Source organism: Spiribacter halobius (genome assembly GCF_020883455.1).
GTDB classification, from domain to species: Bacteria; Pseudomonadota; Gammaproteobacteria; order Nitrococcales; family Nitrococcaceae; genus Sediminicurvatus; species Sediminicurvatus halobius.
Genome location: NZ_CP086615.1, coordinates 2,160,318 through 2,173,194, shown reverse-complemented (window position 1 = coordinate 2,173,194; position 12,877 = coordinate 2,160,318). Strand labels below are relative to the sequence as shown.

6 protein-coding genes are annotated in these 12,877 nt (G+C 72.3%); 5 read left to right on the top strand and 1 reads right to left on the bottom strand.

Translation table 11 applies throughout. The features are described 5' to 3' along the window. Positions 1–2: 2 nt before the first annotated feature. The 4 genes from LMH63_RS09865 (at position 3) to LMH63_RS09850 (ending at position 5,305) form a co-directional block, all read left to right on the top strand. Positions 3–1,844 (top strand): ABC transporter ATP-binding protein, encoded by a 1,842-nt coding sequence (locus LMH63_RS09865; RefSeq protein WP_199225618.1) that lies wholly within the window; start codon positions 3–5, stop codon positions 1,842–1,844. Positions 1,845–2,037: 193 nt separating this feature from the next. After that, positions 2,038–2,205, top strand: a complete 168-nt coding sequence (locus LMH63_RS09860; protein ID WP_158280329.1) for a hypothetical protein — start codon at positions 2,038–2,040, stop codon at positions 2,203–2,205. Positions 2,206–2,261: 56 nt separating this feature from the next. Further along, the gene (locus tag LMH63_RS09855; RefSeq protein WP_109677493.1) at positions 2,262–4,316 is read left to right on the top strand and encodes a tRNA(Met) cytidine acetyltransferase TmcA; all 2,055 of its coding nucleotides are present in this window, start codon (positions 2,262–2,264) and stop codon (positions 4,314–4,316) included. A gap of 413 nt (positions 4,317–4,729) precedes the next feature. Further along, positions 4,730–5,305, top strand: coding sequence for an MliC family protein (locus LMH63_RS09850; RefSeq protein WP_158280328.1), 576 nt, complete (start codon positions 4,730–4,732; stop codon positions 5,303–5,305). Positions 5,306–5,385: 80 nt separating this feature from the next. Here the strand turns inward: LMH63_RS09850 and LMH63_RS09845 are convergent, their stop codons facing one another. Continuing rightward, positions 5,386–6,705: a short-chain fatty acid transporter gene (locus tag LMH63_RS09845; RefSeq protein WP_109677489.1), complete on the bottom strand. Its 1,320-nt coding sequence runs from the start codon at positions 6,703–6,705 to the stop codon at positions 5,386–5,388. 317 nt (positions 6,706–7,022) lie between these two features. On the opposite strand from LMH63_RS09845, the gene uvrA reads away from it, so the two are divergent. Continuing rightward, a complete protein-coding gene (uvrA, locus tag LMH63_RS09840) occupies positions 7,023–12,665 on the top strand; it encodes an excinuclease ABC subunit UvrA (protein WP_109677487.1) in 5,643 nt (1,880 codons plus the stop codon). Positions 12,666–12,877 lie beyond the last annotated feature (212 nt).

The window sequence follows — 12,877 nt, the reverse complement described above, 5'->3', positions numbered from 1 at the left end:
GCATGGCGTCCGCCCATGCCTCCCCCGCTCCGCCCCGCGAGCGCGCCAGCTGGCGCGATTACCTGGGCGTGTTCCGCTACAGCCGTCGCGCCGTGGCCCTGGTCTGGCAGACCAGCCGCCCGCTCACGGTGGTGCTCGCCGTGGCCACGGTGGTGGCCGGCCTGTTGCCGGCGGCCGCGGCATGGGTCGGCCAGCTCATCGTCGACGGCGTGGTGGCCGCGGTGCAGGCCGAGGGCGCGGTCGCGCTGGCGCCACTTTTCTGGCTGGTCGCCCTGGAGGGCGGCATCATGGCCGGCATCGCCGGCAGCCAGCGTGCCATTCAGACCGCCCAGTCACTGCTCCGGGCCCAGCTCGGCCAGCGCGTCAACGTGATGATCCTGGAAAAGGCCCAGACCCTGCAGCTGGCCCACTTCGAGGACTCGGAGTTCTACGACAAGCTCACACGCGCCCGGCGCGAGGCCTCGAGCCGGCCGCTGAGCCTGGTCAACCGCACCTTTGGGCTGTTCCAGAACGGCATATCGCTCACGAGCTACGCCGCCCTGCTGCTCGGTTTCTCGCCCTGGGCGGTGGTGATCCTGGTCGCCGCCGGGCTGCCCCAGTTCGTCTCCGAGGCGAAGTTCTCCGGCGACGCCTTCCGCCTGTTCCGCTGGCGCTCGCCGGACACGCGCCGGCAGATGTACCTGGAGACCGTGCTCGCCCGGGAGGACAGCGCCAAGGAGGTCAAGCTCTTTCAGCTCGGGCCGCTGCTCCTGGAGCGCTATCGCGACATCTTCCGTCGCCTCTACCGGGAGGACCGCAACCTCACCCTGCGCCGCGAGATCTGGGGCTTCGTCCTCGGTCTGGTGGGGACCCTCGCCTTCTACGCCACCTACGCCTGGATCGTGGCGACCACCGTCGCCGGCGCCATCAGCCTCGGCCAGATGACCATGTACCTCGCCGTCTTCCGCCAGGGCCAGGGCGCCGTGAGCGCGAGCCTCGGCGCCATCGGCGGGATGTACGAGGACAACCTCTACCTCTCCAACCTCTACGAATACCTGGAGCAGCCGGTGACCGCCGTCCACGGCACCCGCACCGCGGGCGAGCGCCCCGGTGACGGCCTGCGCTTCGAGGGGGTGAGCTTCAGCTATCCGGGCAGCGAGGCACCGGCGCTGCAGGACATCTCCCTGACGCTGGCACCGGGCCGCAGCCTGGCCCTGGTGGGGCGCAACGGCTCCGGCAAGACCACGCTGATCAAGCTGCTGGCCGGTCTCTACGAGCCGAGCGCCGGACGCATCCTGCTCGACGGCACCGATCTGCGGGACTGGGACCCGGAGACCCTGCGCCGGCGCATCGGGGTGATCTTTCAGGACTTCATGCGCTACCAGCTGCCCGTGGGCGAGAACATCGGCGCCGGCGACGTGGAGCGCTTCGACGACGAGTCCCGCTGGCGGGAAGCGGCGCGGCGCGGGCTGGCGGACGACTTCATCGAGGAGCTCCCCGGCGGCTACCACGCCCAGCTCGGACGCTGGTTCCAGGACGGCCGCGAGCTCTCCGGCGGCCAGTGGCAGAAGATCGCCGTGGCCCGCGCCTTCATGCGCCAGGGTGCAGACATCCTCGTCCTCGACGAGCCCACCGCAGCCATGGACGCCGCCGCCGAGGCGGAGATATTCGAGCACTTCCGCAGCCTGACCCGGGACCGCATGGCGATCCTGATCTCGCACCGCTTCTCCACCGTGCGCATGGCCGACGAGATCGTGGTGCTGGACGACGGCCGCATCCTCGAGCACGGCAGTCACGATGCGCTCATCGCCGCCGATGGCACCTATGCCCGGCTGTTCCGACTGCAGGCGGCCGGTTACCGTTAGCAGACCCGATCATTTGCGTGACTCGGCCATGCGTGGGTGGCCTCTCGCCACGACGCCCTGGGTGGGGCGTCGGCCGTGCCAATACGGAGCGACCGCTGATCGGCAAACCGGCACTGGCGGTGGCTGGCGTCTTGTGCGCCGCGGCACGGATGCCTATCTTGCGCCCACCCTGAAACGCATTCCGAGGTGGAGCATGACCCGCAAGCCGTCCGATCTGCTGAGCACCGCGGCGGAGGCCGCTAACGGCGGCGGCAACGACCAGCAGCGCCGGCTGCGCGCCCTGACCCTGAGCCGGGCCTCTGGCCGTGCCGGCCGCCGGGCCCGCCGCCTGCTGCAGGCAGCCCGCCAGCGTCAGGGCTGACGCCCAGGCCGCGGCGTGGCGGACTGGCCCAGCGGGGAAGCGACCTGAGCGCACGCGTGGCCGCCCGGCAGGACTGGCCGCCCGGCGAGCGGCGGCTGCTCTGGATCGAAGGCGAGGCGGAGGCCTGCCGGGAGGACGCCCGAGCCTGCCTGCATGGACTCGACCCGGCGCAGGTCCTCTGGATCGGCAGCCCGGCGCCGGACGGCGTGGCCTCGCTGCGACCGGGTCACGGCAACCGCGCCCTCGGCGGAGATCTGACGGCGGCGGTGCTTGACGCCCACAGCGGCCTCGATCCGGACGACCTGGGCGCGCTCGGCGGCGCGCTCCGCGGCGACGGGGCACTGCTGCTGCTGACACCACCGGCCGACGACTGGCCGGCAACGGCCGATCCCGCCCTGGAGCGTCTGGCAAGCCATGGCTGCCCGCCCAGGCGCTTCCAGGGTCGCTTCCTGACCCGGCTGATCCGTCTCCTCGCAAGCCACCCGGCGGTCAGGCGTTGCCCCGTCGGCGAGGTGGCGCTCCCGAGCTGGCGGCCGACGGCCAGCGCGCATGACCCCGAGTGCCTGACCGACGACCAGGCCGACGCCGTGGCAGATATCCTCGTCCATGCCCGCGCCGCCACACCCACCCCCCTGCTGCTCACCGCGGACCGGGGTCGGGGCAAGTCCGCGGCACTGGGCATCGCGGCCCGCCGGCTGCTGGCAGCGGGGACGCCGGTAACCGTCACGGCGCCCAGCCGGCGTGCAGCCGCGGCGTTGTTCCGGCAGGCCGCGCCCCGGGAGCCGGCGTTCATGCCACCCGAGGCCCCGCCACCCGAAACGGGGGTGCTGCTGGTGGACGAAGCGGCCGCGCTGCCGCTGCCCCGGCTGCAGGCGTTGCTGGAAGGCCGGCCGCGGGCCGTGCTCGCCACCACCATCCACGGCTACGAGGGCACGGGCCGGGGCGTCGCGCTGCGGTTGCTGGAGCACCTGACCCACCGCTTCCCCGGCTCGGGTCAGCGCCATATGGAGGCCCCCGTACGCTGGCGCGTCGGCGACCCGCTGGAGGCGTTCGTGTCCGAGGCCCTGCTGCTGGATGCCGAGCCCGCCGCGCTGCCCACCGGAGGCTCCCGACCCTCTGCGGTCCACAGCGTCGACGGCGGTGCACTCGGCGCCGACGAGGCCCGGCTGCGCGCCGCCTTCGGGCTGCTGGTGGCCGGCCACTATCAGACCCGGCCGCGGGACCTGCGCCAGCTCCTCGACGACCCGGAGGTCCGGCTCTGGCTCGCCCTCGAGCAGGATCAGGTCACGGGCGTGCTGGCGGCCCGGCCCGAGGGCGGATTCGCGGCGGACCTGACCCGCGAGATCTGGCTCGGCCGCCGCCGCCCGGCAGGACACCTGATGGCCCAGTCCCTGGGGTTCCACGCCGGGGTCGCCGACGCCCCGCGGCATCGCGGCCTGCGCATCCTGCGCATTGCCGTGCATCCCGCGCGTCGGCGCTGCGGCCTCGGCTGCCGGCTCGTGGCCGCTGCCCGCGATCAGGCTCGCCGCGATGGCCTCGACTGGCTCGGCGCGAGCTTCGGGGCGACGCCGTCCCTGCTCCGGTTCTGGCGCGAGGCCGGCCTCGAGCCGGTGCGCGTCGGCAATCGCGCCGACGCCGCCAGCGGCAGCCATGCGGTGATGGTGCTGCAGCCCCTGAGCACCGCCGGCGAGGCCCTCTACCACGAGTCCCGGGAGCGCCTCGCGAGGCACTTTCCGAGCCAGCGACGGCATGCGCTGAAGGCCATGTCCCCGGCCCTGGCGGCAGCCGTCGTGGCCGGCCTGCCCACACCCGCCAGCGGCGCGGCCATCGACGCCCGGGACCTCTACGCCTTCGCCCACGGTCATCGCAGCCTGCTCGATACCCATGCCGCCCTGACTGCCGTTTCCGGCTGGGACCCCTGGCGCGATACCCTGCGGGAGCGCGATCGGATCCTGCTCGAGGCCGCCGTCGAGCATCCCGCGGACCTGCCGGCCATTGCCCGCCGCACGGGCCTCCGCGGGCGACGGGAAGCGCTGCAGCGGCTCCGGGCGCTGGTTGCGCAAGGGCCGCTCGCTGGCACTGACGGGGCCGACACAGGTGGCGGGGCCTGACCGTGCCCCCGGAAGCCATGCCCGGCGGCCGAGGCATGGGCAACAGCGCATCATCGGGAGGCATCATGACGGCCCTGCGGGAGCAAGCCGGCGCTGACCGACGCAGGTGCGCCGCGGCGTCGGGCGAAGAACGCCGGCTCGCACGAGCCCGCCTATCTCACCGATCCACGGCTGCGGGCGCGGATCTGGCGGACAAACCTGCGTTGCGCTCGGCTCGGGTGCTCGACGTACTGTCGAGTACGCCTGCGCGCCCGTGCTCTCCCGCGCCTTGTCTTGCCCGCCATCTCCACGCCCTCGCTTCGCGAATCGGTGAGATAGGCGGGCTAGCCCTGCTCGCGCTCAGCCTCATTCTCGGAGGCTGCGCGGCGCCGTCGCCGACGTCCGCGCCCGGGACGCTGGACCGGCAGCTCCCGATGGGCGACCTCGCCGCCCGCGCCTACGTCTGCGACAACGACAGCCGGCTTGTCGCCGAGCGAGCGGGCGAAGACCGCCTCTATCTCTTCTTTCCCGCCCGTAATGTCGAGCTGGAACGCGTGCCTGCGGCCTCCGGCAGCCGCTACCTCGGTGCCGAAGGCGTCAGCTTCCGCAGCGGTGGCCGGGAGGCGCGGGTAACCACCGCCGACGGGCGCACGCTCCATTGCGAGGAGGACCGCTTCGGCTCCCTGGTAGAGGACGCGCGGCTGCGCGGCGTGGACTTCCTTGCCGTCGGCAACGAGCCGGGCTGGCGGCTGGAGCTCGGCCCGCGGCGCACGACCCTCGTCACCGACTACGGCACGCGCACCTTGCGCTTTCCGGCCGCGGACGCAGAGGCCCGGCTGGCGCGGGAAACCGGGTTCGACCTGACACTGGAAACCGACGACGCCCGCCTCCGCGCCGCGCTGACCCCGGCCCCCTGCCGGGATGACATGAGCGGGCGGGCGTTCGACTGGCAGGTGGCGCTGGAGCTCGACGGGCAGGCCCTGCAGGGCTGCGGCATCGCCCTGCACTGAGGGCGTGCCCGCCTCCGCAGGCCCCGGGCTGCGCTGCTGCCAGGGAGGCCCCTGACAGCAGCAGGTTCAGGCGAACACGCCTACGGCAGGAACATCAGGCCAAGGCCGATGACCACGCCGGAGAACAGCAGGACCATGAGGCAGTAGCCCATGATGTCCTTGGCCGAAAGGCCGGCGATGGCCAGTGCCGGCAGCGCCCAGAACGGCTGGATCATGTTGGTCCAGGCGTCCCCCCAGGCCACCGCCATGGCCGTGCGCGCGGCGTCCACGCCCAGGGCCTCGCCGGCGCCGAGCATGATTTCCGCCTGCACCGCCCACTGGCCGCCGCCGGAGGGCACGAAGATGTTCACGATGCCGGCGGAGAGGAAGGTGAACAGCGGAAAGGTCACCTCGTTGGAGATAGCCACGAACCCCTCGGACAGCGTCGCGGCGAGCCCGGAGTCCGTCATCATGCCCATGATCCCGGCGTAGAACGGGAACTGGATGATGATGCCGGCGGCACCGCCCACCGCCTCCCGCACCGAGGCCAGGAACCGGGACGGGCGCCCGTGCAGGCAGATGCCGAGGAAGAGGAACAGGAAGTTGACGATGTTGAGGTTGAGCCCGCCGTTGTTGACGAGGAAGTAGTAGGCGACGAACACCAGGCCCATGACGCCGATGGCGAGCCCCAGCGTCAGGCTGTTCTCCACCCTGTCCGCCGGGCGCTCCCAGCGCAGCTCGGATTCTTCTTCCGCGGCGGCGAGCCGGGCCGGATCCACCTTCACCGCGTCCTCCGGCCGGCCCAGCATGGCGCGGTTGATCAGCGGCACGAGCACGAACAGCGCCAGCACGATGACCAGGTTGAAGGTCGCGAAGATGGTCTCGCTGGTGGGGATGACGCCGATGCGCTCGGCGGTGAAGTGCCCCTCGGTGGCGATCACCAGCGGCACGGAGCCGGCCAGGCCCCCGTGCCACACGAGGAACCCGCTATAGGCACTGGCGATCAGCAGCTTGTAGTCCACGTCCGGCACTGCCTGGGCCAGCTGGCGGGCGAACAGGGCGCCGATGACGAGCCCGAAGCCCCAGTTGATCCAGGCCGCGGCGAGCGAGACCAGCGTCACCAGCACGATGGCCTGCCCGGGCGTCTTCGCGGTCCCGGCCAGGGCCCGCAGGATGCGCTTGAAGAACGGAGTGCTGGCGAGCACGAAGCCGGTCACCAGGATCAGCACCATCTGCATGGAGAAGGTGAGCAGGTTCCAGAAGCCGTTACCCCAGTGCTCGACCATGGCAACGGGCGTCGCGCCCTGCACCAGCATGCCGGCAACGAACACCACCAGGGTAAGCAGCAGCACGAGTACGTAGGGATCGGGCAGGTAGCGCTCCACCATGAAGACGGAGCCGCGGGTCATGCGCTTGAACATGTTCTCTCCCCCGGACGGTTGTTTGTTGGCCCAAGACGGGCGCGAATCGCTTCACACCGCGGGCGCAGTCTATCCGCTCACACGGCGGCATTGCGACACGGGACGCGGCACCGCCCGCAGGCCGCGTGAGCAGTCCGCGGCCAGCCCGCATCCCTCACCGATCCGCGCCCGCAGCCGTGGATGGGTGAGAGATGCGGGCTAGTCATCACCGGTATACTGGCGGGCTTCGGTAGCGGCCGCGCCAGGCCCCCGGAACGCCCTCAGGCTGCCGCGGTCTGACCGCGGCAGCGCGCCCACGCAGCGAAGGACCCCAGCCCATGGCCGACGACCAGATCCGTATCCGCGGCGCCCGCCAGAACAATCTGCGGAACCTGGACCTGGATCTGCCGGTGGGCGAGATGATCGTGGTTACCGGCGTCTCCGGCTCGGGCAAGTCATCCCTCGCCTTCGACACCATCTACGCCGAAGGCCAGCGGCGCTACGTCGAGACCTTCTCCCCCTACGCCCGGCAGTTCCTGGACCGCATGGACCGGCCGGCGGTGGACCGGGTGGAGGGCATCCCGCCCGCCATCGCCATCGACCAGACCAACCCGGTGCGCACGTCCCGGTCCACCGTCGGCACCATGACCGAGCTCAACGACCACCTGAAGCTCCTGTTCGCCCGCGCCGCGCGCCTCTACTGCGGCGGCTGCGGGCGGCGGGTGGCCCGCGACACGCCGGACGGCGTATTCGCCCGCCTTCAGGCCCGCTGCCCCGGTGCCCGCGTGCTGATCGGCTTCGACGTCGAGCGCCCGGAGAACTTCGACGAGGCGGAGGTCCGCCAGCTGCTGGAGGGCCAGGGCTACACCCGGGTGCGCCGGCTGGACATGACTCGCCTGCGGGTAACCCAGGACCGGGTGCGGGTCGAGGAGAGCCGCCGCGACCGCATCGTCGAGGCGGTGGAGGCGGCCTTCGCCCATGGCCGCGGCGAGGTGGTCGTGGAGGAGCTGGATGATGCGCGCCAGCCGGTTGGCGAGCATCGCTTCTCGCGCGATCTGCACTGCGCGGACTGTGACCGTCACTACCGCGAGCCGGTGCCGAGCCTGTTCTCGTTCAACTCCCCCTTCGGCGCCTGCGAGACCTGCCGGGGCTTCGGCCGCATCATGGGCATCGACTATGGGCTGGTGATCCCCGACGGCGGTCTGAGCCTGGCCCAGGGTGCGATCCGGCCCTGGCAGTCCGGCCGCTCCGCGGAATGCCAGCGCGACCTGCTGCGCTTCGCCCGCCGCCGGGGCGTGGCCACGGACGTCCCCTGGCGCGACCTGCCCGAGGCCGACCGCCGCTGGGTGCTGGAGGGTGAGGGCGACTGGGACGAGCCGGACGCCTGGTACGGCGTGCAGCGCTACTTCGACTGGCTGGAGTCGAAGAGCTACAAGATGCACGTGCGGGTGCTGCTCTCCAAGTACCGCAGCTACGACCTCTGCCCGGCCTGCGAGGGCGCCCGCCTGAAGCCCGAGGCCCTGCTCTGGCGGCTGGGCGGCCATGACGACGCCAGCGCCGCCCTGCCCCCGGACGAGCGTCACCGCCCGCGCGGCAGCACCCTGGGCGACGACGCCTTCCGCGGCCTGCCGGGGCTCAACGTCCACGACGTCATGCGCCTGCCGCTGGCCCGGGCGCGCCGGTTCTTCCAGGACATCCAGCTGCCGGCGCCCATGGACGAGGCGGCGGAGCTGCTGCTGGAGGGCATCCGCACGCGCCTAGGATTCCTCGGCGAGGTGGGACTCGGCTATCTCACACTCGACCGCCAGTCACGCACCCTCTCCGGCGGCGAGGTGCAGCGGATCAACCTGACCACGGCCCTCGGCACCTCACTGGTGAACACCCTGTTCGTGCTCGACGAGCCGAGCATCGGCCTGCATCCGCGGGACATGGACCGCATCGTCGCGGTCATGCACCGGCTGCGGGATGCCGGCAACACGCTGCTGGTGGTGGAGCACGACCCCCAGGTCATGCTCGCCGCCGACCGGGTCCTGGACGTCGGCCCCGGGCCGGGGGAGCGCGGCGGGCGACTGGTGTTCAACGGCAGCCCGGCCGCCCTCGCCGGCGAGCCGGACTCCCTCACCGGCAGCTATCTCGGCGGCCGGCGCCGGGTGGTGGACGACGACCGCCCGCGGCGGCCCGCGCCGGAGCGCTGGCTTACGGTGCGGGGCGCCGCCGCACACAATCTCAGGGGCATCGACGTGGCGCTGCCCCTGGAGCGCCTGGTCTGCCTCGCCGGGGTCTCCGGCTCCGGCAAGTCCACGCTGATGGAGGACATTCTCTACCGCGGCCTGCGCAAGCAGCGTGGCCACGCGGTGGACGCCCCGGGCAGCCACGTCGCCATCGAGGGTGCCGACGCCGTGGACGAGGTGGTGCTGGTGGACCAGTCCGCCATCGGCAAGACCACCCGATCCAACCCCGCCAGCTACGTGGGCGCCTTCGATCCCATTCGCAAGGCCTTCGCCGGCGAGCCGCTGGCGAAGGAGCGCCGCTACACCGCCGGCACCTTCAGCTTCAACGCCGGTCAGGGCCGCTGTCCCGCCTGCGGGGGCAACGGTTTCGAGCACGTGGAGATGCAGTTCCTCTCCGACGTCTATCTGCGCTGCCCGGAGTGCGACGGCCGCCGCTACCGGGACGCCGTGCTGGACGTGAAGCTGCCCCCCTCCCGCGGCTGCGAGGCCCCACCCGCCTCGGTGGCGGAAGTGCTGGAGATGACCGTCACCGAGGCGCTCGCCTTCTTCGCCGACTACCCGGATGTGCTGCGCGGGCTGGAGCCACTGCAGGCGGTGGGCCTCGGCTACCTCAAGCTGGGCCAGCCCGTACCCACCCTCTCCGGCGGCGAGGCCCAGCGGCTCAAGCTCGCCGGCCATCTGGCCAAGGCCGGCGGCCGGCGCCGCCGCGGGCGGACGCTGTTCCTGTTCGACGAGCCCACCACCGGCCTGCACTTCCAGGACATCGCCGTCCTCCTGCAGGCCTTCGAGCGCCTGCTGGAAGCGGGTCACTCGGTGGTGGTGATCGAGCACAACCTGGACGTGATGCTCGCCGCGGACTGGATCACCGACCTTGGCCCCGAGGGCGGCGAAGGCGGCGGCCAGCTGGTGGCCGAGGGCACGCCGGAGGTGGTGATGCAGGTAGCGGAGAGCCACACCGGACGGGCGCTGGCCGCCTACGCCGCGCGCCAGGCGGCGGCAGCGGGAACGGCACCGACACAGCCCGTGGCGGCGGCGCCGCCGCCGCGAATCGCGGAGGCTCCGGGGGTGTACCGGAGCCTCGAGAGCGCGGCAGAAGCGGGGATTCGCGGCGAGGGCGCCGCTCCCACAGGGGCTGTCGGTGCCGTCCCCGCGTCCGGCAACCGCCGGGCCATCACCATCCACAACGCCCGGGAGCACAATCTCCAGGGCGTGGACATCAGCGTGCCGCACAACCGCCTGACGGTCATCACCGGCATCTCCGGCTCCGGCAAGAGCACCGTAGCCTTCGACATCGTCTTCAACGAGGGCCAGCGCCGCTATCTGGAGTCGCTGAACGCCTACGCCCGGCAGTTCGTGCAGCCGGCGGCGCGGCCGGACGTGGACGCCATCTTCGGCATCCCGCCGACGGTAGCCATCGAGCAGCGCACCAGCCGCGGCGGCCACAAGAGCACCGTGGCGACGATGACGGAGCTGCATCACTTCCTAAGGCTGCTGTTCGTGAAGCTCGGCACCCAGCACTGCCCCGACTGCGGGCTCGCCATCGAGGCCCGCAGCGACGCGGAGATCGCCGCCCACCTGCTGGCGGCGCACCGCGGCGAGCGGGTCACGCTGCTGGCACCGCTGGTGGTGGCGCGCAAGGGCTACTACACCGACCTCGCGAAATGGGCCGCCGGCAAGGGCTTCACCCATCTGCGCGTGGACGGCGAGGACCGCCCCACCGACCACTGGCCGCGCCTCGACCGCTACCAGGAGCACGACATCGACCTGCCCGTGGCCACCGTGACCGTTGACCCGGCCCGGGAGGGTGAGCTGCGCGACGCCCTCGAGCGGGCCCTCGCCTATGGCAAGGGCAGCGTCCGGATCACCGCCGGCGATGGCGAGCCCGCGCTGTACTCCACCGAGCGCGCCTGCCCGGGCTGCGGGCGGAGCTTCGAGGCGCTGGACCCGCGGCTTTTCTCCTACAACTCGCGCCAGGGCTGGTGCCCGACCTGCTTCGGCACCGGCGCGGTGCTGCCGGGATTCGACGCCGAGCAGACCGGCGAGGAGAACGCCTGGCGCAGTGAGGATGCGACCGAGGTCCGCACCTGCCCGGCCTGCCACGGCCATCGCCTGCGCCCCGAGGCCCTGGCCGTACGCTTCCTCGAGCGCAGCATCGCCGACTACGGGGCGCTGTCGGTGGACGCCGCCGAGGCATTCTTCGCCGAGCTCGTGCTGGCCGGCCGCGACGCCGCCATCGCCCGGGACATCCTCCCGGAGCTGCGCAACCGCCTCGCGTTCCTGCGCGAGGTGGGTCTGGGCTATCTCACGCTGGACCGCGCCGCGCCGACGCTTTCCGGCGGCGAGGCCCAGCGCATCCGGCTGGCGGCGCAGCTCGGCTCCAACCTTCAGGGCGTGTGCTACGTTCTGGACGAGCCCACCATCGGCCTGCACCCGCGGGACAACCGTCGCCTGCTCGACACCCTCGGCCGCCTGGAGGGCAAGGGCAACACGCTGGTGGTGGTGGAGCACGACGAGGACACCATCCGCCGGGCCGAGCATGTCATCGACCTCGGGCCAGGCGCCGGTGTGCGCGGCGGTCGCGTGGTGGCCGCGGGCACCGTGGACGAGCTGCTGCGCCATCCGGACTCGGTCACCGGTCGCAGCCTGGCCCGGCCCCTGCGCCACCCGCTGAACGGCGCCCGCCGTGAGCCGGCGCCCGAGACCCTGACCCTGCGCGGCGCCCACCGGCACAACCTGCGCTACGTGGATGCCCGGGTGCCGCTGGAGCGGCTGGTGGTGGTCACCGGTGTCTCCGGCTCGGGCAAGAGCACCCTGGTCCGGGACGTCCTGCACGGCAACCTGCGGCGCCTGCTGGGCGCGAAGCGCGGCCAGACACCGGCGCCCGAAGGCTGCGACGGGCTGGAGGGCTGGCAGGCGCTGGACCGCGTGCTGGAGGTGGACCAGACCCCCATCGGCAAGACCCCGCGCTCCTGTCCGGCCACCTATGTCGGCCTCTACGACGACATCCGGCGGCTGTTCGCGCAGACCGAGGAGGCGCGCATCCGCGGCTACGGGCCGGGCCGGTTCTCGTTCAACACCCGGGACGGCCGCTGCCCCGAATGCGAGGGCCAGGGGGTGCGCCGGGTGGAGATGAGCTTCCTGCCGGACGTCACGGTGCCCTGCGAGAGCTGCCGCGGTGCCCGCTTCAGCCCCGAGACCCTGGCCGTCACCTGGCGTGGGCGCTCAATCGGCGACGTCCTGAACATGAGCATCGACGAGGCGGTGGATTTCTTCTCCGCCCACCCGCGCCTGCACCACGGCCTGCGCCTGCTGCAGGACACCGGCCTCGGCTACCTGACCCTCGGCCAGCAGAGTCCGACCCTCTCCGGCGGCGAGGCCCAGCGCATCAAGCTCGTCACCGAGCTCGCCAAGGCGCGCCCCGACACCGGCCGCCGCCGCCAGCCGCACACGCTCTACGTCCTCGACGAGCCCACCGTCGGCCTGCACATGGCGGACGTGGAGCGCCTGATCCACGTGCTGCACCGCCTGGTGGACGCCGGCCACACGGTGGTGGTCATCGAGCACAACCTCGACATCATCGCCGAGGCCGACTGGCTGCTGGATCTTGGCCCCGAGGGCGGCGACGCCGGCGGCCGCCTGGTCGCCGAAGGCACGCCGGAACAGGTGGCGGCCACTGACGGCTCGCATACCGGTCGCATCCTCGGCGAGTTCCTTGCCGAGCGCGGCGCGCTCCGGGAGCGGCGGGCGTAGGTCGGCAAGCGCGCAGCGCTCGCCGACGGCCGCGCCCAGCGCGGCTCACTGACGTTCGCCTGGCGGCCCCGGCGCGGTTTCGGGTTTCGGGTTTAACGTTTAAGGTTCGCGTCCACCGCCGCTGCGAGGCCTCGCGTTTGCGTGGCCGCGACCAGGCGGGATGGACGCGACCGTCAGAACAAGACTTCGACGCGCGCTACACTGCGCAGCGC

Coding starts and splice junctions, on each gene's coding strand:
- LMH63_RS09865 (WP_199225618.1), top strand. CDS start 3: ATGGCGTCCGCCCATGCCTCCCCCGCTCCGCCCCGCGAGCGCGCCAGC.
- LMH63_RS09860 (WP_158280329.1), top strand. CDS start 2,038: ATGACCCGCAAGCCGTCCGATCTGCTGAGCACCGCGGCGGAGGCCGCT.
- LMH63_RS09850 (WP_158280328.1), top strand. CDS start 4,730: ATGGGCGACCTCGCCGCCCGCGCCTACGTCTGCGACAACGACAGCCGG.
- LMH63_RS09845 (WP_109677489.1), bottom strand. CDS start 6,705: ATGTTCAAGCGCATGACCCGCGGCTCCGTCTTCATGGTGGAGCGCTAC.
- uvrA (WP_109677487.1), top strand. CDS start 7,023: ATGGCCGACGACCAGATCCGTATCCGCGGCGCCCGCCAGAACAATCTG.